We start from the raw sequence: 23,098 nt of genomic DNA, 5'->3' as shown, positions 1-23,098 counted from the left end.
GTTGTTTTTCAAGTAGTTGCAGGTAGGGTAAATCTTGGGTGATTTCGTCAGCGTAGTTCAGTAGGCTAAAGTACGACAATCATATTCTTAATTAGTATTATAAGTTATATTCCACGTAACTGCTTATAGGGCGTAGTTGCTGCTGAGCACAACAATGCCCTGTTCTTCGATCAGCGGCTTTACTTCAAAGTATGGCGCTCCCATTTTTATACCTAACTTTTTGCTCTCCTCGGAACGCGCGATTATACAGCCATCGCGGTTCGATAAAACCACAACCGGCTTATCCTGCAAAGAAGGGTTAAAACTCCGTTCACAGGAGCAATACATATTATTTCCGTCTACGAGTCCGAACATAGTCGATGGGGGGTAAAGGGTTCCACTTAGGCGGCTTAGAAACGATGTAGACAACTTTGCCTAACACCCTGAATTGATCGCGGTCTTTATGGACGTATATCGGCTTATATTTTTCGTTACTCGGTTCAAGTGTAATCATGTCTGCATTCTGGCGAATGAAGCGTTTCACGCAGCATTCGCCATTTACCCAGGCCACAATGATGTCGCCGGTTTGAGGAGGCAGTAAGGTAGAGTCAACAACCAAGATCGAGCCGGTAAAAATGTAATCGCCAATCATGCTTTCGCCCACAGCCCGGACAAAGTAAGTGGCTTCGGCGTGGGCAACGCAGAGGTCCTGCAAGTTGCAATGCCGTTCAATGTGCGGTTCAGCAGGACTGGTAAAGCCAGCCTGAACGGATTCGGTATACAGAGGGATAAGTTGCCGACTGGTATGATCGGCAATCATAATATATTTCGGGGGGTATGGGGTCAAGGTTATTAAGCATAGCAGCCTGTATAGGGCAATAAGTTGCTATGATATACTTTTGTTATATATAATACAAATATTCAACAAGTGCAGGCAATACGTTATTGGCACTGCCTATTAATACTGTATTAGTTCTGCTCTGAGATTATCCACAAATAGTTTGGCCAGACCCTCCGGTATTTTGGGAGAAATGGACCATAGTTGTACCTTACAAAAAAGATCGGACTCAACCGGCCCGACCTTTCAGAGTTTCAACTTTTATGAATGCCCATGCAGGCAGTTCTCTTAAAAGACCACTTTCCAGCGACATATGTTGCTTACAACACTCTGTTTGGGATAAGTGGCGTAAGTCTAAGATGAGTGGGAAAGTAGTCCACTAATCAACTGTACAAAAAAGCCCAGACTGATAGGCCTGGGCTTTTTGTTTTATCCACACCACATAGGGCGATGCTCAAAGGGTAACACTAAAATAGTAGCTATACAGATGTTTCACTCATCTGTATATGTAAGTAAATATCCCATATTAGATATAGTAATACTTTTCTTCGAGTAAACGGCCAAACCCAGTATAGCCGCTTTATGTAAGCCCAGCGATTTGGCATTCTTTGTGCAGCCTCTTAAAAAAAACATGCCATGAAAAATTCACTACGAATCGTCTGCCTTCTTCTCTTTTGATAACCAATCAAGTTTCGGCTCAAGTGCGCTTCGGCGTTAAAGCAGGGGTAAATTCATCGATGAAGGCAAGCAATTGGGCCATACTGACCAACTATGAGACTATCCGGGGGTGGCAAGCGGGTATATTAGCCGAAGTACCAATATCAGGCGTTTTCTCGCTTCGGCCTGGCGTGCTTTATTCTACTGTTGGCAATACAACGCATGAACCTTTACCTCGCGCTTATCCTACTCAGTCGCAGTATACTGATGTAATTACTTATACCACCCAAGTAAGCTACCTTCAAGTTCCTGTACTTGCCCTGAGATGGTCTAATTAATCGGCACAGTGAACTTGCTTAACTTAGCAAGAGCATGCAGTCACTAAGCAGACCCAAAACTCGGCGTAAGTATGACGCTGACTTCAAAAGTGAAGTCGTCAAAATGCTGGCCAACGGCCAGACAGCCGCCTATGTGTCAAAGGCGTTAGGTATTTCAGAAAATCTAATCTACCGCTGGAAGAACCAGAACCAAGGGGTAAAAAAAGTAGCTAGCGAACAAAGTGAACTGGCACTGGAAAACCAGCAACTCAAGGATCGGGTACGGCAATTAGAAACCGAGCGCGAGATCTTAAAAAAAGCCTTGAGCATTTTCAGCCGACAGACCTGAAGCCATATTATGAATTCATGCATGCACTGGCCGGTACGTTTACAGTCGATACACTCTGCTCCGTATTAGGGTTGAGCCGTACCGGATACTACCGATACAGACGCGGAGATAGTTACAAGCCAACGGTTGAAAAGGGAAAGAAACAGCAATTGATCGAACAGATTTTTGCTGATCATAAGCGCCGGTATGGGAGTCGACGTATTGTAGCCGAATTGAAAGAGAAAGGTCATGCAATAGGCCGCCACCAAGTAAGGACGTTAATGCAAGAATCTGGTTTACAGCCTATTCAACCAAAGTCGTTTGTTCCTCGCACGACAGATAGTACTCATGGCAAAGGCTACTGGCCGAATTTATTGTTAAATCAGCCTTTGCCACAAACGCCTAATTTGATTTGGGTGAGTGATATCACTTACTTGCCTTTGACCAATGGGGAGTGGGCTTATTTAGGTGCTTGGATGGATCTGTTCTCTCGGCGAATTGTAGGGTGGCGCATTGATGATAACATGGAAGATGATTTGGTTCTCATACCATTACGTAGCGCTTTGCAATCTCGCCAGCCTTCAACTGGCTTGATCACCCATTCGGACAGAGGTGGTCAATATGTGTCGAATGATTTGCATGAACTGACCAGTTTGTGGCACATTAGGCCCAGTATGAGCCGGGCTGACGATCCGTATGACAATGCCTTTGCAGAGTCATTCTGGAGCCGCTTGAAAGCGGAATTACTAGAAGGAGGCACGTTCTTGAATGTAGAAGATGCTCGAACCGAGATCTTCGAGTATATTGAGATGTACTACAACCGAGTGCGTAAGCATTCGTCGCTGGGCTATAAAAGTCCAGAACAGTTTGAGCAGGAATATTATACAAAACTTGCAAGTTCAGTGTGCCGCTAAACCGGACCACCTCACCAGACTCAAATTGGGTCTGGCCTTTTCATACTACTTCTTAACTTAAACGCCCTCCACTAGCCTATTAGCAGAGAACTCGGGTCAAGAATAGGGGAAAGCGGTTTAGAGAAAAAAGGGTTTGGGGTGAGTGGTGTACAGTCAAGATGAGCGGACAGCTAATCCCAGGCTAAAGTAAGCGTACTACACCTACTGCTCTAGTCTATTCTTCGAGTAAACGGCGTTAGGTGGCTTTCCGGTCTCCTTATCTTTATCAGTAATTATCAATACCGTGTCATACTGCTATTCTTCGAGTTATCGGCCACTTACAGCCATTAGAATATCTTTTTCTTTTCAAAAGCAATTATTAGTAAGACAACTTACCGCCGAGTAGCATAACGCTAAAAATGACGATCTGTCACCTTTTTCACACAATCTTCTAATTTTTGAGCTAGTCCTTCTGCGCGGGCCTACCATTTACACAATTTAGCATAATGTATTAGGAAGCAAACACTCTGTGTTGTTCCTTAGAATTTAGTTTGAACTTAATTATTAATTCATTCATTATGAATCCTTTGCTGACTAAAAAATGAATATGCTTCATTATCAAAAAGATAGAAGAGCATTCAAATTAAGTAACAACTAATTTTCATCTTACGATTTCTATCCAGACTAGACTATGAAAGCAATCCTGAGCTTTTTGTTATTTGTAATGTTCGTTGGTAGGCAGACGGGCTTTTGTCAAAAAAAGATCTATCACTCAAAACCAAATTATACAATAGAATACGAATTTATGACTTTTCACCCACGTTGGGAAGATAAGAATAATCCGAAATCAACATGGACAAACCATGTTAAATATAAGGATTTACAGGAGTGGCTTAATATATTTAATGCAAAGTATAAGTTGAATTATGTCTTATATGAAAACTCGATTAGAGCCTTTACAGAAAAAAATACAAATAAATATAATGTAGGAGATATTAAGTATAATACGGATGTGCTAACATTCAAACCAAATACTGAAATTGACTACATAAAAGTTGGCAATCCAGAATTTATGGAAATCTTTCTATATCGTAGGGCTATGTATAATCAACTAGACTCTTCTTATACGTTCAAAGATGTTTTACAGGCGTGTAATTATTATATATCTAAATACCCAAACGGCAATCCTAAATACAAGAATGACATTGTAAAGCGGATTAATTATATAAACGCAATACCTGAGCTTGCTAGGCAAGATACCATAAATCAGCAGATTCTAAATCGCTCCAAAGCACTAGCATTACGACAACAAAAGGAGAAGCAAGATGCTAAACTTGCAGAACAACGAAAAGCGGAAATCGTCATGTTTGTAACCACTGCAAGACATGTAAAAGATATAGCTCTTCAGCGAGCAAGTTTTAGAAAGTTGATGTCTGATCGTGAATTATACAGTAACTCGGCAGCTTCTTATGGTATACCTTGGGTAGACAGAATCATGGATGAAAGCGGAAAAAGATACGGTAAGGTGAGTTTTAAAATAGAAAATATTCACACTGATCTTATTACAACCAGTAAAGAAAAATATGATTATAGCCCAGAAAGTGGTGAAGACAATCCGTTTCGTTCTTTAGTGGTTACTTCAGTTTCTAAAACTTCCGATAGTTTTCATAAAATTAGTTTTTACTGCAATGATTCACTTATAACTACATTAGATGGAACTAGTACATTGGGTTTTTCTTCTGATTATAAAAATAATGAATTTAGCCACGGTAAATCTTCCGTAGCGATTATTGCTCATGGAAGTCCAAATCCAAATGACATTTTGGATAAAGTGAAAAACTTGGCTTGCATTTATAGAACAAAGTCGGAGATTGATTCTTTGAAAAGATCTTCTGAAAGGTACTTTAACAAGGCAATAGAAGAAATTAAAAATGACCGACACAGATATGGGGTTATATTTATAGATTCGGCAGCTAATATTTATGGTGGAGAATCTAAGTATTATTTAGAACGCGCTAATGCTTTAAAATATCTCGATCAGCCTTATTTGTCTAATAAAGATTATGATGAAGAAAGAAGAGCGAAGATTCTTAAAGGCGAGTCTTCAGGAAGGGAATTGAGAAATTTAAAAATAGAAGCAATAAAACCGACATACTGACAACCTTTAAGAGAAAAGCTCCTCATTTTATCGCTTTCATTTATAATAATGAAACATAAGAGGTATGGTATTCTCTAAGTCAATGAAGTATTCTTTTTTAAGCTTTTATCTTTATAGCATGCACAATCCAAGTAATCTTTGAAATAGAAATCAACAAAAAAGCCCGGACTTACGAGTCTGGGCTTTTCAATTCTATCCACACCATTTGGCTTATTAGCCAATGAGTGGCACTAAGATAGAATTATATTTCAAAGCTTCACAGTATCTTAAATATAAACACATGCCGACGTTCATAGCGCTGCTCTGTAGTGCATTTAGGGCAGCCCGACGATCTTATATACCGAGCCCTGCATTACAAAATGCATGACAAGCATTTTTTTTTATCATGCATTTTGTAGTACTTAACGTATAGGAACTTATACACGGCCTTGCCTAACACCTACAAAACCAAAGAGTTTCACTAATTGCCTAAACACTCAACAAGATGAAAAAGCACCTTATCATTTTAGGAATTACTCTGTGTACTGCCTGCAAACCACAGACTTCAAGTGTTCAACCCGCACTCGCTTCCGATGCGGCCAAAGCCATAGCCGGTACCTACACCGCTAATACATCGCGGCTTCCCGATGTGAAATCCTATCCCATCAATGGGAAGACGATAACAGTTCAAATAGAGCGAATAACACCTGACACAGTACGAGTCAAGGTGCAAGCTCCTGCGAACGGCTTCTATTCGCCTGCCAGGGATACCACCTACGATAAAGTGTATGTGCTGACTAAGCCACAGGGCTACTATTTGACCCTAGAAACAAGCACGGTTGAACCAAATAATCAGCTGGGAAGCGAATTGGTTATTGCCCCGCCTATTGCGCCGGCCAGCTCGCCGAACTGGGCCTCGTATGTGTTTCTTCCTCCAAGTTACAAATTAGGTCGCGCATCGGCTGAGTTTATTAAAGTCAACTAGCATTAATCAAAGGACTTACAGCAGTCTCAAACTCAGCTTACTTATAAGGATAGTCGATTAACTTAAGTTTAGTGGCTGATACCAAAGTCCGAAAGCGGGTCAGTAAGATAAGTTGGCCCGCTATTTTTTAACTATTTAGAGACTGAGAACGGCTAGTTAATAAGAGCCTTCCACATGGGTAATGACTTTTGCAACAGTCACTAGAATTATGTTCAACTATTGAACGCAGAATAACCTGAACACATGCAGATGTGCTTTCTATGGATTGAACTAGTTTAGCTTACGACCCTTATAGCTGTAAAAAGCACTATCTGGACCCGTAGTGAGTTGTAACTGACCCTGGTTAAAATTCAGATTAGTAAATAGTCCTGTGTACGAAATGTCCCTTCCATCTAATGACTTGAGGGCGGGAAACTGCGTGTTTTTATAACTCTTAATAAAGAGTTGACTCTCACCCTGCTTACCAACTTCGAGGGTATCCAGGTAGGTAGAAAATACCTCCTCAGTTTGAAAATTCCTGATTGTAACTTCACAGGCGTAGAGTCCGACTTGTTGATCACGCCGGTCCACAACAGGCGCAATAGGGTTGGTAGGCTGACAAGCTGTATTTATCAGCACTAAGAAACCGATCGATAACAGTGCATTCTTCATAGTGTGTTCAGTGTTGAGTTGGAATAACCAAATACAAGAAGCACGAGTACAAAGTATTCTAACCAACTCATCTGTCGTATCAGTATGATACTGCTAAGTACTACAAAAACATTTTGTTTCCTTAAACGTGTTACAGCCCAACGTTTCAAGGGTCGGTCTCGGTTAAATTAACCCGTAAAGCTGCTGATTTACGATTGTGAATAGCGTCTATCTCATCGGTTTATAGTTCATAAAAAAGCCCGGCCGTAGAACAGCTGGGCTTTAGACATTTTATCCAACTATATACTATTCAAATCGTCTCAACAAAGCCCGAAACGGGTAGGTTATACCTACTCCCCCGCGTACGGGGACCAACCAAAGTGATTTAGAGCCTGTTCCGGTTGGGGCGGGCTTCTTTTTGTGACTTAGGCGTGAGGCACAGGTCTAACTTATGAAAAACTTATCGAGTAATATCCAAAAGCCCTGACCAATTTGGCCAGGGCTTTTATTTGAATAACTGTGTACAGGCTTAGGGCTTGACCACCTTCACACTCTGGCGCTGCGCCGGTAGACCGCTACTGGCTTCACTCACCACTTGCAAGAGATACAGCCCACTCCCTTGTAACTGCATATCCCAGTCAATTAGCTGTTGAGCATCTGCCTGCTGCCAGTGCTGCTGACGTATCGGCTTCCCGCTTAGATCAAGAAGTTCAACCGATAAAGCGCGACCTTCAGCACCTTTCACTACAGCCCGTAATCTGCCCTGTTGAATCGGGTTAGGTGCTAACTCCACTTGCAAAGGCGTTTCTAGCTGGGCTATCTCTCTAGCCCGACAGCTAGCGTCTACCGTCAAGCGATAGGGGCCATAGATGGTCACGGCACCCGCCTGATCGGTCGTTTTCAGATAGAAGTTGCCCTGTGTGTTAGTCTGGGCATTGATGAGTGTCAAGCTGCTGGTAGCTGTTCCTCTAAATAATTGAGGAGTCTCCATGATCTTGGGGCTGGTCAAACTATTCTTGTACCACTCGTACTTGATCGGAGAGCCACTCACTGCAACGTTGATCACGGCTGTACCGCCCCGGCACACCGTTGGGTTGTTGCCACCTAACACCGTGGTGGAAGCCGTAGCTGTACAGCCGTTGTCTTGCCGGGTCACAGTGACCGAGTAGACGCCCGCCGTGTTTACGGTAGCCTTGTTGCTACTGCCCTGCTGAGCGGCTCCCTGACTGAAGCTGTAACTATAGCCTTGCCCGGTCGTAGCGGTTAACGTTACGTTGGTGTTGGTAAAGGATAAGGGGCCTGAGTTGGTTAGCGTCACGTTCTGGGGAGGGCTTGTGTTGCCCGTCACCTCAGTGGTGGCCGTAGCCGAACACCCCCCAGCGTTTGTTACCGTCACCGAGTAGGTACCGCTGGCGCTGACTGAAATGGCCGATGAAGAGACCGGCTGGCCTGACTGCCCCGGCCCACTAAAGCGGTAGCTAGCTCCCTGGTCTCCCCCTGTTGCCACCAGGTTGACGCTGGGTTGGCCGCAGGTGAGCGTGCCACTGCTGGAGAGGCTGGGGGTCGGAAGAGGGTTCACGCTGAGGCCAGTCGTCGCCGTAGCCTGCTGGCCCTGGCTGCTGACAGTGAGCGTATAGCTCTGGCTGGCTGAGCCGCTGGCGGTCAGACTCTGGCTAAAAACGCCACTGGTTGAGCTACCTGACAGGGGTGTGCCTACTCCGTTGGTCAGGGTGTAGCTGTAGGAGTCCGAGTAATTGCCTACTGTGGCGCTGAAGGCCACTGGACTACCCGCACAGACCGGGCTAGGGCTAGCCGCAAAGCCCGTAATCGTAGGGGTAGGGTAGCTGACGGATAAGCTGTAGACAGCACTCACACCCGTACAGCCCTGCTCCGTCTGGGCTTGTACGATGATTGAGAAGTTGCCAGCCTGAGTAGGCGTACCCGTTAGGGCACCTTGTTCAGACAGCGTAAGCTCCACCGGCAGGTTACTACTCACCACACTATAGCTGTAAGGGACCTGTCCACCACTAGCCGAGAAGGACTGGCTGAAGGGCTGGCCAACCACAGCCGTGGTTACTATAGGGTTAGTGAGGCTGATGACTGTAGGAGTGCCTTGGTACTCAGCAGCCCCAATGTCAATGATGCGTTTCTTGCGTTCGTTGCCCAGCACATCGGTGGAGGTAGTGTTGACCTCATTATTGCCGGCATCAATAGCTGGTGAACAGTCCCGCAGCTGGGGGCCAGTGGCATTGGCAAATGGGGAACTGGTGAGGATTTGATTACTGCCACCGTCGGTATAGCTCGTCTCACCGGCTTCAATGAGTGAGTAACTAAGGGTGGCCTGCCCCGAAATCGAATTCTCCCCTCCGTTGTTCCACAACAGGCAATTAGTTAAAGTATACCTACTATTATTAGGCCCAGTTCTTAAACCCGCCCCATTCTGGGCGGTATTAGCGACAAATGTGCAATTGATGAGCGGGACATTGGCTGAAAAATTAATGAAGATTCCTCCCCCCTCGGTCTGATTACCCGAAAGGTTATTCTGACTGAAAAAACAGTTGGTAAAACTTGTCGTATTGGTATAAGCTCCTACTCCCCCTCCAAATATATTGGCCGTGTTACCAATAAAGCTACAGTTGATGATCCTGGAACTATTATCCTGGTCATAGAGCCCACCACCAGTCTGGCCGAAGTTGCCCACAATTTGACAATTAATCAGTGTCGGCGAAGCTCGCCAATTAAACACTCCGCCCCCTCGACCTCGACCCGACAGATCACCTGATTGCCCATTTGCATTCCCCCCTGTAATAACCACCCCATCCAACACCGCCGAATTATTAATTCCATTTTGATTGTGATTAAAAACGTTGTAGCTGTTATCACTAGCATCACCCGATATCCCGATGTCGCCCGATAAGGTCGTCGAAGAAGGAATAGCCGTGCGAGTAGTAGCAGTGTTAGTTCCTTCCGTACCGTTCGCCCCCGTAAAACCTCCTAACACGCTCACACCATTTTTAAGTGAGAAGGCCGCGAGACGGGGCTCGGTGAGCCCTGTTGTGCTGGGTTTGTAAGTGCCTTGGGCAATCCAGACCTGATCTCCTTCGGCCGACTGGTTAATCATGGCTTGTAGGTCACCAGAAGCATCACTCCAGGAGGAACCAGTTCCCGATGCACCAGCTTTCACATACCAGATGGTCGTAGCTAGAGCAGCCCGTTGTCGAGCCGCCTTAGTAGGTGAGGTCTGGTTGAGCGCCGGTGCTTGAATGGTTTGGAGCGGGTCGACCAAGGGGCCCGTATCGTTTTGAGCTAGGGCGTAGGATGGCATCGCAATCGAAGCGATTGTCACTAGCAGTAGTACATAAAGGTGCTTCATGGGTTAGATGTAAGAATGAGAATGAGTAAGTTAGTCTTCCTGTAAAGCTACTCTATGAATTGGGTAGTCTGCAAGTAACCAGCAGAATAAATAAGGTTGAGTTGGCGGGTAAATAGCTGAAAGCAGCTGAACGCTATTTACGTCGGACTGCTTTCAGTAACCGTTTGTTTTTCAATCGAAAAAAGGGAGTATAATTCCTCTAAAATGTCTTTGCAGTTATTGAGTATTAATAAGTTAAACTTAAAAAAAGCCCGACTGCATGGCAGCCGGGCTTTTTCGTTATCTTACCAATCTGCCTTGGCTTTGAGGAGCGGCAACCATACGTAATCTTCTTCTATCACATTCACCTCTACCAGTACAGCGCCCGTCTGTTCGGTTGTAGTATAATCAACGACTCGGTATAGTTCCCTTTCCCCGTCTTCGCCAATCTTTAGAAGATCATCTTTTTGAAAGTTAGGCATTTCCTCTCGTTCAATATCTGGCCCGAGCGCTAAGCCATTTAGGTAAAAACGAATAAGATACATCAGTGTGGTAATGGGTTGTTTACCAGTATAATTTACGCAAAAATAACCACTATTAAAACTCAAATTTTTTATATCAGCACTATACGCATTGATATAGATTACTGTCAACTATCATAGTAAATACTTGTCAACTTACTTGTATATTCGCCGTACTTACAAGTGCCGGCTCTATTAGAGCAAATAATACACAATCCGTAACTTAATACTTCCCGTTTTTTATGACAATCTCCCTGATTGCCATTGGTCGCAAGCGTCCACTAAGGTCGCGCTTTGCCTTTATCTCCCCTTTCCCATTTTTTCTCCTGCTGTGATTGCGGCCGAGCGTCCATTGCAGAAGCCGCACGGATGCAACTCGCGCCGGGCGGCTTCCTTCAAGCTGATTCGCTCGACAGTGCGCGTACACCGCTGGAGTCCTTCGCATTTGTGGGTATGGTAGGCATGAGCATACGGCGACCGACAGACATAAACCAGAACGATGGGGCACAGGGTAACCGGGCGGGCATTGCTCAAATTGGCGGCAACAACAACGCCTTGATCGAGCAGAACGGCGGTCCTGATGGGTTGAGTGGTGGCACTGCCTCTGTGTCAGCTACGATTGGAGCGGCTGGGGGCGATGGCAACTTCGGGGGTATCCTCCAGCAGGGAGTCAACAACATCGCCGTGCTGAGCCAGCGCAACAACAGCCGCCAGAACGGATCAGAGATCTACCAGAACGGCCTGGATGCTGGGGGGGCTCACCAACACGGCGGTGGTGATCCAGTCCAACAACTCGGTCAACAACGATGCCTTCATCTTCCAGGGCTACTCGGCTCAGAACGTAGTGGGCATGGCCGTATCGGGCAACCAGGCGTATATCTACCAAGGGCGTACCTACGCCTACAGTGGACCTATAACGGCCGAGTCGGCCAACAACTACGCAACCATCACCCAACTGACCAACAACAATACCGCCAACGTTTATCAGGGAGGCACGGTGAATGGTCAGGCCGGGGACTCGTTTGGCAGCGTAGCCAGCATTCTGCAGCAGGGTGAGGCAACTATCGCTAACATCTACCAGGGCACGGGTAGCGGTAAATCGGTCGGCAGCCGCGCCAGCTCTATCCAGACCGGGCGTTTGCGGGTTGATAATATCTTCCAGGGCTACGGAGCAATGGGCTCCGATCGGGGCAGCACGGCCAGTATGACATCGGCAGGCATGACACCCCTTCGGGTTAGCGATAACACTATTTTTCAAGGTTATCAGGGCGTAACAGTAGAGAACCAAGCTACGATTCAGCAAACAGCGGATGGGGGTGCACAAATCCTTCAAAGCGCGGGTATGGGATCCTATGGGGCTAATAACAAAGCGGTTGTTACGCAGAACGGACTAAATAATTTTGGGGCTATTATCCAGAATAGTACGCGACCCACCATATACGAAGATTTGCCTTATAACCCTACAGCTACCAGTGTTGGTCGTGATAATACCGCTACCATCCTACAGGCTACTGGAGCGGTAAGTAACTATGCAGTTGTTGACCAGGGAACGGCTTATAACAGCCAAAATATACAGGCTAGCGGTAACACCGCTTCTATTCACCAATTGGCTGGATCTGGCATGTTTGTTTCTATTTTCCAGGGAGGTGATGCTCTTAAATCCCTTGGTTATACCCCGCCCTCACTCTATGGTGGCAGAGAGACGGAAGCAGTTGTAAAGCTAGGTCCAATCTCGATAAATAACGCGGCTAGCGTCACTCAGGCAGGAGGGGGTCACCATGCGAACGTGCACCAGGGAGGGGAAGCGAACTCCGCTCAGGTCACTCAACATGGTGGGAATGCTTCCCATGCGCTGGTGGTGCAAGGCGCAAATACCCGCTCCAGTCAGGCTGTCATTACTCAGACTTCCGCAGGCTATAATAACCAGGCAACCATCTATCAATTTGCCAACGTCGACGCTAATGGGGTAGGAACCAGCAATACAGCTATTATCAGCCAGATCGCAGATTCCGGTAACGTCGCTGTTGCCCAGCAGGGCAAATTTATGGATAGCAGCCCGTCGGCTAACAACTACCTGCACATCAGCCAGAGCGGCAACGCTAACCAGGCCCGCATGGCTCAGGTAGGCAACAATAACTATGCGGATATTACGCAGGTAGGTAACAACAACCAGTTGGTAGATGCCTTAGGCACACCGGGTAGTTTCGCCTTACAGCAAGGTAATAACAATCGGCTGACGTTGATCCAGAGTGCAGGCAATGGTCCAGGGCTAACTTTTAAGTACACCCAGATTGGCGACAATAACACCCAGGTGGTTGTCCAAAACGCTACTAACTAAGTAAAGCCGTGGTTGCTAATTGAAAGATCGAATCGTTAGGGTGAAGTAAACCGAACTTATCTATGTTTTTCAAACAGCCCGGCGCTACGAACGTCAGACTTGTTTATAGTCATAATCGCAAAGCTGCTGATTTGACAATTCACAATTACGTTTAGCTCATTAGCTAGTAGCTGATGAAGTAGTGCTTATAAAAAAGCCTGACCGCATCGCAGTCAGGCTTTTTGCAATTTCATATGAAACACTGTTTACAAACAGTATTGCTCAAAGCTAGCTATATCTCAGAACATGAAAGTTATAACTTATTAAAAGCCGGTACTATCGGCACTGCTCTTCATTGTGACGGAGCAGACTATGGGTAGTCTAATTTCCTGAAAAGAATATTATGGGTTATCAGAAAGCCCTAACCGGATTGGTTAGGGCTTTTTTATTTGAGAACTACACCTGTTAGGGCTTAACCACTTTCACACTCTGTCGTTGTGCTGGTACACCGTTACCTGCTTCACTGACTACCTGCTTCACTGACTACCTGCAAGAGATAGAGACCTGAACTTTGCCCTTGCATTTCCCAGTCAATTACTTGCTGAGCGTCCGCCTGCTGCCAGCGCTGCTGACGGATCGGCTTGCCGCTCAGATCAACCAGTTCTACTTGCAGTGAATGGCTCTCAGCTCCACGCACTACAGCACGCAATCTATCCTGTTGGATAGGGTTAGGCGCTAGCTCGACCTGCAACGGTGTCTCCAGCTGAGCAATCTCTCTAGCCCTGCAGCTAGCGTCCACCGTTAGTCGGAAAGGACCGTAGATTTTCACTAAGTTTGAGCGGTCAGTTACCTTCAAATAGAAGTTGCCTTGGGTATTACTCTGGGCGTTGATGAGGGTCAGACTTGACGTAGCCGTCCCCCGAAAGAGTTGGGGCGTCTCCATGATCTTGGGTGTGGTGAGGCTGTTCTTGTACCACTCGTACTTGACTGGATCGCCTTCAACCGCTACGTTGATTATCGCTGTTCCTCCTCTACAGACGGTGGGGTTGTTCCCGCCTAACACCGTCGTGGATGCCGTGGCCGTACAGCCGTTGTCTTGCCGAGTGACGGTTACCGAGTAGACGCCCGCTGTATTCACTGTAGCCTTGTTGCTACTGCCTTGTTGAGCAGCGTTTGGACTAAAGTTATAGCTGTAGCCTGCTCCTTCTGTGGCCGTGAGTGTCACACTAGAATTGGTAAAGGACAAGGGACCCGAGTTGGTTAAGGTCACATTCTGGGGGGCTGTTGTATTGCTCTCCACGGTGGTAGTTTGGACGGCCGTACAGCCATTAGCTCCGGTTGCGGTCAGGGTGTAGGTGCCGGGACGGTTGACACTCACCGTTGGCCCACTGGCGCTAAAGCCCTCGGGACCCACTAGGCCATAGGTAACGCCGGTGGTGCTGCTGGCAGCAGTCAGCTGAACCGACGTGTTGGTACAGGTTAAGGGCCCGTTATTAGTCAAGGTCACATTTTCCGGAGCAGTGGTGTTGCTCTCCACCGTGACTGTCCTAGTGGTACTACAGCCGTTGTTGCGGGTAGCCGTTAGGGTGTACTCACCGGGCTGGCTGACGGTGGCCGTGTTCGCCGAGTAGCTCTGATTGCCCGGCCCGGTGATGACCAGCTCGGCGTTGCCGTTAGCGGAGGCATTGAGCACCGCCGTTGGCTGAGCGCAGGTCAGCCAACGGCGGTGCTCACGCTCAAGCTGAGGTTGCGGGGGGGATCGGTGTTGGCTTCCACCAGGGTCGTAGCCGTAGCGGTGCATCCCTGGGCGTTGGTGACCAGAACCGTGTGCTCGCCGGGCTGGCTGACGGTGGCCGTGCGGCTGCTGGTACCGGTGGGCTGACTGACGGGGAAGGAGCCGCTGAAGGCATAGGTAGCATTGTTGCCAAGGGTAAACAGGTAGTTTATGAGTAAAAAGTCAGCGTAAGCATGACTGAGAGTAGTCTTCCAGTAAAGTTAACTCTACCAGCACAGTGGTCTTTATGCAACCGGTAAGATAAATAGAGTAAAGTTAATTCATATATACCCCAAGTTGCGTGTTATATGACGCACAAGCCGGGTAATTTACGCTATGAGAGAGGGTTAACAACCTATCAATCAGCTCCTTATTCGTTTTACCTGAAAAATGGCGTTAGAGCATCTAAAAAGTGACTGGTGGGCAGTGTTTTTGGGCTGAAACCAGCAGCCTGAGCCATGGTGAATCCATGGCTAACAGATAGCCGAAAGCGATTAATGAGCTAATAATCAGTTCACTAGAAAAAATGAGCGACAATAGGGGTTCTTTGGCTTTGAAATACCCCTTGAAGACAGTTATTAGGGAATACAATTGGCACCCGAGCGGTGCCTGGAACTACCGCTTTTTAACCCCCGGGGTTGTTGGCTGTTTTTAACCTACCCCCGAGGTGAGATTAGCTGTTCAGGTTTTTCAGTAAGCCGCAATTAGGCTTTCCGCCGGAATGTGAAGAATTGAATGCAGTTTGCGAAAACGGCAACAAAAGGACTTGTGTTAGTAAGTGTGTTAGTAAATATTTCTAAAAGCAAAAAGCCAATTGCGAATAAAGACACAATTGGCTGAAATGAAACATTTTATATACGAGCGGGAAATGGGTCTCGAACCCACGGCCTGCAGCTTGGGAAGCTGCCGCTCTACCAACTGAGCTACTCCCGCTTAGTGCTGGTGTAACAAACATACAGCAAAATACCCGGTTTTGTCAAGTCATTCGCTGAGTGAACAAATTAATTCGATCGCGATTAACAAGGTAAATAGCGGTTTTCGCTTTCTTTGGTTTAAAAGCCTATTTGCATGACATCAACTCCTACGCACAAACCCTTTATATCTGCTTCCGAATTCCCGGCCGAGTTTACGATGAAAGCCATCATCACGGGTGCGGTATTCGGGGTACTTTTCGGGGCCGCTACCGTTTATCTTTCCCTTAAAGCGGGACTGTCGGTATCGGCTTCCATCCCCATTGCGGTGCTGGCCATCTCACTGGGCCGACGGTTTCTCAATACAACCATTCTCGAAAATAACATCATCCAGACAACCGGTTCGGCGGGAGAGAGCATTGCATCGGGCGTCGTGTTTACGATGCCCGGTTTCCTGTTCCTGACGAACGGTACCGGCGCCGAGTTTTTCAATTACTGGACAATTTTGACCTTATCGATTCTGGGAGGCTTAGTCGGTACGCTCATGATGATTCCGCTACGTCGGTCGTTGATTGTGCAGGAACACGGTACGTTACCCTACCCCGAAGGTACGGCCTGCGCATCGGTGCTGATTGCCGGAGAGAAAGGGGGCAACTTCGCCAAGACTGCCTACCAGGGACTCGGCATTGCCCTGCTTTACGCCTTACTTCAGAAGGTGCTGCACGTCATTGCGGAGGTACCCGTCTGGGCAACCAGACAAACCAACCGCTATTTTCCGTCAGCGCAGGTATCCGGCGAAATTACTCCTGAATATTTGGGTGTCGGCTACATCATTGGTTTTCGCATTTCGGCCGTGCTGGTTGGCGGGGGAATTCTGGCGTGGCTAGGTATCATTCCGCTTCTGGCTTCGGTTGTACCGGGCGATACGATTGCGCTTCAACTTCAAAAGCTTGGCTACTTAGATAATTTACAAACGGCCGGCGGACCCGGTGGCTGGAACCCGCAGACGCACACGTTTGCAGATACAGCAGCCGCCATCTATCGGGCGTATATCCGACAAATTGGGGCTGGGGCCGTTACAGCGGGCGGGTTTATGACCTTGATTAAAACGATTCCGACCATTGTGTCGTCGTTCCGACAAAGCTTCAGCCGCTCGTCGCTGACGGCGATTGACGCCGAAACCCAACTGAGTGAGTCGAGCCAAACGGCCCGTACCGAACAGGATTTGAGCGTCCGGGTAGTCATTATTGGCAGCGCGGTGTTGGTGGGCTTAATGGTGTTGCTGCCGCAAATTCCCGGCGATTCGTTATTGACCAAACTATTAATTGCCATTCTGGTCATTGTGTTCGGTTTCTTCTTCGTAACGGTTGCCAGCCGCATTGTAGGGTTGATTGGATCAAGTTCGTCGCCCGTGTCGGGCATGACCATTGCCACTATCATGGGAACAGCGCTTGTTTTCATCGGCTTTGGATTGACGGGTAAAGCCTATGAGCCCGCCGTGCTGGTGGTGGGAAGCATGATTTGTGTAGCGGCTGCCAATGCCGGTGCTACGTCGCAGGACCTGAAAACGGGCTATCTCATTGGCGCTACCCCCCGCTATCAGCAGATTGCCTTGTTCATTGGCGTTATCGTTTCTTCATTGGTCGTCGGCGCTACGGTAAAAATCCTTGACACCCCCACTCCCGATCTGGTAGCGCAGGGCATCACCCACGCCATCGGTTCTGATAAGTTTCCGGCCCCGCAGGGTACCTTAATGGCAACGCTCATTAAAGGCTTATTATCGTTTAACCTCGACTGGCAGTTTGTGCTGGTCGGCGCGTTTATTGCCTTTGTGTTTGAGCTGGTTGGCGTTAGCGCGCTGGCCTTTGCGGTTGGGCTTTACTTACCTCTTTCGACGACCTTACCTATTTTTATGGGTGGTTTGGTTAAAGCCATTGCCGACCGTACGGCCAAACGCCGGGGTATTGTTGAAGAAGATGCGGACCTGGGAAAAGGGAATCTGTTTGCAACGGGTCTCGTGGCGGGGGGAGCACTGGCCGGGGTCGCCGTTGCCTTATTGTCGGTCAATGAATCGGTTTATAACGGCCTAACTGCTCTGACTCTGGAGCCTGCTCTGGCAAGCGCCCTGGGCGAAGGCGGGTACGAGTTGCTGGGCGCTTTAGCGTTTGCTACGCTGGCCGGTATGCTCTGGCGAATCGCCACAAAGCGCTGATCTTACTTTTCTTGTTCTGAGCTTAAACGGCCAGTCGCCATAGCTGTGACTGGCCGTTTACTTATTAGCGCCGTCATACACAACCGGTTAGTAAGTCTATTGGCGATACTAGGTGTAGCAGGTATTATTTAGCACGCATAAAGATTAAGCCCGTCCACCGCTATGCTTACGTCGCTCTCGACTTTTCTGTATCGAATTGCTTCCTGGAAAACCTTATTGGTAGCTGTATTACTTTACGTACCGTTTCCGGCCTATATCCTGAGAACTCTGGAAGCCAACATGAACGCCCTGGCGGGTCGAATCCTCGGACCAATCGACTTATTGATTGGCTATGATCCAGCCAAGATTCAGCAGATGGTGGCTGCGTATGGCCCGGAAGGCCGGGCCATTTATGCACAAGGTGAGCTAACGGCCGACATCGCCTATCCGCTTATTTACACGCTGCTGTTCTGCCTTGTTTTGTCGCTTCTTTTCCAAAATCGGCTGTACACACCCTTTCGTCTTGTTAACGTAGTGCCCCTTGGCGCGCTGCTGTTCGATCTGTTTGAAAACGGCTGCATTGTCTATTTGCTGAAAGCCTATCCAACCTCATCCGACCTGATTGCTTCGTTGTGTTCGGTATTTACCAACCTGAAATGGGCGGCATTCCTGCTTATATTTGGCTTAACCGTCTACGGATTGGTGCGATTAGCGCTGCCGAGACGACAGGGTATTTTGAAGCAAGGCTAAGAGCTGGTTCATTACAATGTGGTTGCGAGTTACTCAATCACCGCGCCTGGCCTGCTTTCTTGAGTAAGTCAACCACGCGCCCGACGGGCAACCGTTCCACCTGATGGCCCTGATCACCGGTCATGGTCTGGGCCGCGAACAGCGAATTAATAATAGCCTCCTCCGTAGCTTCAATGGCGGCCATAAACAGTGGCGATACGTTATCGTTTCGTAACAGCTTAACCTCCTCGAATGCGCTGGCGGTTTCGTGCGGTATGCGATACGCCGTCGAGACAGCAATGACGTAGTCGCCACTACCATTTGAGGCAATACCACCCGTTTGCGCTAGTCCCATGAATGCCCGCTTCGCCAGCCGTTTCAGGTTTCGAGCGTCGAGGGGTGCATCGGTAATTACGACCATCATGCAGGAGCCGTCCAGCTTTTCCTTGAACGAATAACGGCCTAACGCGACGCCTACGGGTACGCCCGCAATTTGCAGTACGCCCCCAAAATTGGTCTGCACCAACGCACCAACGGTGTAGCCGCCCAGGGATACGGGTAACTTGCGCGAGGCCGTACCAATGCCGCCCTTAAACCCGAAACAAACGGTTCCGGTACCCGCTCCAACGTTTCCTTCGTCAACCGGGCCAGCTTTTGCCTGCCGGATTGCGTCGAGTACGTGTTGTTTCGTTACGTGTCGTCCGCGAATGTCATTTAGATACCCGTCGTTCGTTTCGCCAACAACCGGATTTACGGAGCGCACCTGTTCATTGCCTCGCTGCGCTAACGTGTAATCGATGAGCGCATCGGCCGCCGTGGGTAAACTCAATGTATTGGTCAGCACAATTGGCGTTTCCAGGGTTCCCAGTTCCTCGACCTGACTATAGCCCGACAGCTTACCGAAGCCATTGCCGATATAAATAGCCGCCGGACTTTTCTGCTGAAACAAATTTCCGTCGTGCGCTAAAATCGCTGTAACTCCCGTCCGAACAGTTTGCCCTTGCTGAAGAGTGACCTGCCCTACCCGCACACTTGGCACATCGGTAATGGCGTTATGCTGACCAGTAGGTAACACACCAAGTTGAACGCCATAGTCACGCGGACGTTTTGGCGACTGGGCCTCCGACGTATAAGCAATTACTAGTGATAGAGCAACTAGAACAATACGTATTACCAATCCCATCCGCGTTGTAAGTTCTACTGGTTCCTGGCCAAATTACGGTATAACGTCTAAACTTTTGCCTAAAGGGCTTCTTGCTTTCCTTGCCTTAACTCCTTAAACACAAACAGGGCTCTGCGGCTTACCGTGCTAGTAACAATTGGCTTATGCCTCATCCATAATGCACGTTAATTATTAACCTCACACTACTTTGCTTCGCCGGATACGGGAATTAACCGGGCGGATAAGTCGGGGTTTTTCATGTCTTTGTCGAGCGGAAACATAGGCCGGATGATACGCTTGTATGGCAAGCGGGCCAAATCCTGATCGACACCGCCGGGCGTCAGCGCCATAATCCAGTCGGCGCGCATGGCATACAGCTCAGGTTCGAGGTAACCGATTTTCACAACCACAATATCGGACTGGCGGGGCTTCAGACCTAGGCGGGTAAAGTCCGCTTCCTTATGGTAGGGCTTACGCTTCTGCGTAACGATAACGTGTACACTGCCCACTTTCACCACAACCTCTACTTCCGCATCTTTGTCACCCTTCACAATTGACTCCACCGTGCCTTTGAGGGGAACGGGTGGCGCAAACCGCGCATCGACATTGGCGCCTGCCTTACCTTCTACCTTGCCCCCCACGCCAGCCGCTATCGCCTTTTTTACCAACTCGGGGTCAGGGATAGACGCGTAAATCAACGACGGGCCGTTTTCTTTCTGAAACCCCGGCCGGGCCAGTATCTGCGTGAGTGTCCAGGTTACATCACCAGCGCCCCCGGCGGTTGGGTTATCGCCTGTGTCGCTGATAAAGAACGGATGCTTTGGGCTCGCTAAAGCTTTGGCCAGACACTGCTCCAACGTACCGGTTGGGGCCACGAAATCGAACTTAAAGCGGGCGTTCCAGAAATCGTTGGCCAGCTTTTCGGCCGCCTGCGTCACTTTGGTTTTATCATCGCCGGTTACCATCACAGCCGCGTGATTGCGCGGTTCGTCGGCCCAGGCATACCCGATCCATATACCCGCATCGACAATGCCTTCCTGATGATCCGCAATCGGGGCTACTGCCTGATACAGGGTTTTGCCCGGCTCGATACGGGTACTGGTTTGTTCGCCCGGCAGCAGAATGGGGATAGCGACCAACGCTTTGTAAGCGGGTTTACCTTTCCCGCTTTTGATGCGCTCCAGCAAATTAACGACGGCCCGTTCCTTGGTTTGCATGGCATCTTCGTGGGGGGCCATCCGGTAACAGGTCATCAGATCGGTGTTCTGCGCCAACCGCGGTGATACGTTGCCGTGCAGATCCATGGAGGTGGAAACAAGCGTTTTATAACCGATTACCTGCCTGATTCGAGTGATTAAGTCGCCTTCGGGGTCGTCGAGCCCCTTGACGCTCATTGCGCCGTGGATGTCGAAGTACAAGCCATCATAAGGACCGTATTTCCGAAGCGTATCCATCATTTTGTTGACCAGCGACTCATAAGCTTCGCGGGTGACGGCTCCTCCTGGCAGCGATTTGCCCACAACAGCCGGAAGCCAGATCGCCTGTTTGCGTAAGGGAGACACCGGCATCATAAACGGATACGCGTTGAAGACTTCACCGCTATACCGAGCGTGGAAGGCGTCTTCGTGCGTAACAGCCGGCGAGAACGTACTCGATTCAATACCGAGTCCCGCAATAGCGATTCGTGGTAAGTTGGTTCGGTTAGCCGTATTTGGCGATTGGGCAGATACCCAGCCGGTAAAAGCGAAGCAGGCAGTAAGCCCCAGGAACAGGTGTTTCATGCGGCCAAGTTAACGTATTGACAAACGCAAGCAAGCCTCTACCAAGCGTTCTCCTTACGGAAGCTTAGTAGAGGCCATTAACTCAACCTCTAACCGTTCCAGACAAGCCTTCCGGCAGAGAGCCCGGTTACTTAGCCTCAACCAAAGCCGATGGCTGGCGCTGAATCAGTTTGAGCGTGTACTCCATGACCGGGTCACGGTGATTGAGAATATCATTGATAGTCAAGACAACGGCATGATCGGGTATGATCCCCTGCCCTTCCCGGATGTCCGCTGGTACGTTGGCCATATTAAAACCGAACGTACCGATACCGAGGTCAATTTTAGAGTTCGGCAACTGGGTGATCGTGAAGATACCGCTGCTGTTGACTTTGTAGCCACCACCCGACTCCTGCCCTACGAACGTAGCGCGTTTATCGGCATGGACGCGGGCGGCAAATTCGGTCGTTACCGAAAAACTATTTCCGTTGAGCAAGACGTATACCTTACCCCGAAATGCATCGCGATTAGGTTTCTTCGTTTTTAAGCCAGGCAGCATGGTCATGATGTAGCCATTATCACGTTTCTTCACCGCCAGCCATTTCAGCTTCTTGTACAGATTCGAGGTCCAGGCGGGAAACGAGAATTTCTTTTTCTGGCGCACACTGATGTGATCGTAGTAGCGAAAGGGTTTTTCGGCCAGGTACGTGTAGAGTTCAACGCCCCAAGATTCCTCACCACCTTCGTTGTCACGTAGGTCTAGTACGAGGTTTCGTACACTTTTTTCTTTCAATTCCCGAAAGGCTTCTTTCAGGAACTTGTGAAAGTCCTGCTCTTTTTTGTCGCTCCAGAATCGCTCGATCGTCATCACCGCCGTCTGATTGTCGGTATAGATCAGTCGAAAAGGTTTTTGATTGACGGGCTTATGGGTTTCAACGTACTGTTTGATCGTTGTTTCCGTTACGGGCGATAGCACGACTGTTTTTTCTTCATGGCCAGCCTTGTAGACAACCTCAAACCGATCCGGAGCACCGACGAACGTAGCGTAGTAGCCAGAAAAGTATCGGTTCAAATCCTCGTATTTGCCGCCAATCCGGTCGCCGTCGGCAAACGTCATGTTGGGTAGCAGCTTCTGAATAATACTAGCCATCGGCTGGCCGTTAATTGAAATTACTTCGGCTCCGTTGGCTATGGTACCGGCTCCGTAGTTATCTACCACCCAGGCTTTGCTGTTCAGAAAATACAGTTTCAGCGGAAATAGCTTATCCGTCGAAAATGGATAATGCTCATCGCGGCCGGAAACGATCCACTTAATGTGACCATCTCGCAGGGCGGTCAGCAATGGCACCATCGTTACGTAAAACTCGTGCTGCGTCATGGAACGGTTTAATTGAGCCGAAGTAGCCGCGAAAAGCGAATCAAATTTCGGCTTAGGTGTATAGCGGTACATCTCGGGATGAACCTCATTCAAAGCCGTCCGGAAGCGGGCAAAATCGGTTTGGAGTTGCTCGGGCGTCAGGGTCTGAGCGACAAGGCGTACGCTTAGGAGTATACAGAGGAAGGTGGTGCCTAACAGCGTTTTCATAGGTTGTTATTTCTTAATTGAGCTGAGCAAAA

16 protein-coding genes and 1 tRNA gene are annotated in these 23,098 nt (G+C 48.5%); 7 read left to right on the top strand and 10 right to left on the bottom strand.

Translation table 11 applies throughout. From position 1 onward, the window contains the following. Positions 1-123: 123 nt before the first annotated feature. Positions 124-354, bottom strand: coding sequence for a Y-family DNA polymerase (locus tag ACYVBJ_RS13020; protein ID WP_460982733.1), 231 nt, complete (start codon positions 352-354; stop codon positions 124-126). After that, positions 329-799, bottom strand: coding sequence for a LexA family protein (locus ACYVBJ_RS13015; protein ID WP_460982732.1), 471 nt, complete (start codon positions 797-799; stop codon positions 329-331). The genes ACYVBJ_RS13020 and ACYVBJ_RS13015 overlap by 26 nt, the downstream gene beginning before the upstream one ends. Positions 800-1,846: 1,047 nt before the next feature. Here ACYVBJ_RS13015 and ACYVBJ_RS13010 point away from each other — a divergent pair. From ACYVBJ_RS13010 to ACYVBJ_RS12995, 4 genes are all read left to right on the top strand, one after another. Then, the gene (locus ACYVBJ_RS13010) at positions 1,847-2,140 is read left to right on the top strand and encodes a transposase (RefSeq protein WP_460982731.1); all 294 of its coding nucleotides are present in this window, start codon (positions 1,847-1,849) and stop codon (positions 2,138-2,140) included. A 17-nt stretch (positions 2,141-2,157) separates the two neighbouring features. Further along, positions 2,158-3,033, top strand: a complete 876-nt coding sequence (locus ACYVBJ_RS13005) for an IS3 family transposase (protein WP_460982730.1) — start codon at positions 2,158-2,160, stop codon at positions 3,031-3,033. 670 nt (positions 3,034-3,703) lie between these two features. Beyond that, entirely contained in the window at positions 3,704-5,170 is a 1,467-nt protein-coding gene (locus tag ACYVBJ_RS13000) for a hypothetical protein (RefSeq protein WP_460982729.1), read from the top strand. A 484-nt stretch (positions 5,171-5,654) separates the two neighbouring features. Continuing rightward, complete coding sequence (locus ACYVBJ_RS12995; RefSeq protein ID WP_460982728.1) at positions 5,655-6,134, top strand: hypothetical protein; 480 nt, start codon at positions 5,655-5,657, stop codon at positions 6,132-6,134. A gap of 270 nt (positions 6,135-6,404) precedes the next feature. Here ACYVBJ_RS12995 and ACYVBJ_RS12990 read toward each other — a convergent pair whose 3' ends face one another. The 3 genes from ACYVBJ_RS12990 to ACYVBJ_RS12980 form a co-directional block, all read right to left on the bottom strand. Continuing rightward, the gene (locus ACYVBJ_RS12990; protein ID WP_460982727.1) at positions 6,405-6,785 is read right to left on the bottom strand and encodes a hypothetical protein; all 381 of its coding nucleotides are present in this window, start codon (positions 6,783-6,785) and stop codon (positions 6,405-6,407) included. A 508-nt stretch (positions 6,786-7,293) separates the two neighbouring features. After that, positions 7,294-10,137, bottom strand: coding sequence for a choice-of-anchor Q domain-containing protein (locus tag ACYVBJ_RS12985; RefSeq protein WP_460982726.1), 2,844 nt, complete (start codon positions 10,135-10,137; stop codon positions 7,294-7,296). A 284-nt stretch (positions 10,138-10,421) separates the two neighbouring features. Next, a complete protein-coding gene (locus ACYVBJ_RS12980; RefSeq protein WP_460982725.1) occupies positions 10,422-10,661 on the bottom strand; it encodes a hypothetical protein in 240 nt (79 codons plus the stop codon). Between the two features lie 721 nt (positions 10,662-11,382). On the opposite strand from ACYVBJ_RS12980, the gene ACYVBJ_RS12975 reads away from it, so the two are divergent. Next, positions 11,383-12,975 (top strand): hypothetical protein, encoded by a 1,593-nt coding sequence (locus ACYVBJ_RS12975; RefSeq protein WP_460982724.1) that lies wholly within the window; start codon positions 11,383-11,385, stop codon positions 12,973-12,975. Between the two features lie 499 nt (positions 12,976-13,474). Here ACYVBJ_RS12975 and ACYVBJ_RS12970 read toward each other — a convergent pair whose 3' ends face one another. Both ACYVBJ_RS12970 and ACYVBJ_RS12965 read right to left on the bottom strand, forming a co-directional pair. After that, positions 13,475-14,755: a T9SS type A sorting domain-containing protein gene (locus ACYVBJ_RS12970; protein ID WP_460982723.1), complete on the bottom strand. Its 1,281-nt coding sequence runs from the start codon at positions 14,753-14,755 to the stop codon at positions 13,475-13,477. An 833-nt stretch (positions 14,756-15,588) separates the two neighbouring features. Beyond that, a tRNA-Gly gene (locus tag ACYVBJ_RS12965) sits at positions 15,589-15,661 on the bottom strand. 135 nt (positions 15,662-15,796) lie between these two features. Here ACYVBJ_RS12965 and ACYVBJ_RS12960 point away from each other — a divergent pair. Both ACYVBJ_RS12960 and ACYVBJ_RS12955 read left to right on the top strand, forming a co-directional pair. Continuing rightward, positions 15,797-17,851, top strand: a complete 2,055-nt coding sequence (locus ACYVBJ_RS12960; RefSeq protein ID WP_460982722.1) for an OPT family oligopeptide transporter — start codon at positions 15,797-15,799, stop codon at positions 17,849-17,851. Positions 17,852-18,013: 162 nt separating this feature from the next. Continuing rightward, positions 18,014-18,580, top strand: a complete 567-nt coding sequence (locus ACYVBJ_RS12955; protein WP_460982721.1) for a hypothetical protein — start codon at positions 18,014-18,016, stop codon at positions 18,578-18,580. A gap of 37 nt (positions 18,581-18,617) precedes the next feature. Here ACYVBJ_RS12955 and ACYVBJ_RS12950 read toward each other — a convergent pair whose 3' ends face one another. From ACYVBJ_RS12950 to ACYVBJ_RS12940, 3 genes are all read right to left on the bottom strand, one after another. Then, positions 18,618-19,742, bottom strand: coding sequence for a DmpA family aminopeptidase (locus ACYVBJ_RS12950; RefSeq protein ID WP_460982720.1), 1,125 nt, complete (start codon positions 19,740-19,742; stop codon positions 18,618-18,620). A gap of 182 nt (positions 19,743-19,924) precedes the next feature. Beyond that, positions 19,925-21,502, bottom strand: a complete 1,578-nt coding sequence (locus ACYVBJ_RS12945) for a M81 family metallopeptidase (RefSeq protein WP_460982719.1) — start codon at positions 21,500-21,502, stop codon at positions 19,925-19,927. A 127-nt stretch (positions 21,503-21,629) separates the two neighbouring features. Continuing rightward, positions 21,630-23,066, bottom strand: coding sequence for a S41 family peptidase (locus tag ACYVBJ_RS12940; RefSeq protein ID WP_460982718.1), 1,437 nt, complete (start codon positions 23,064-23,066; stop codon positions 21,630-21,632). Positions 23,067-23,098 lie beyond the last annotated feature (32 nt).

This window comes from Spirosoma fluminis (assembly GCF_054778895.1).
Note: the sequence above shows the minus strand (reverse complement) of the source record. Positions and strands in the feature narration are given on the sequence as shown.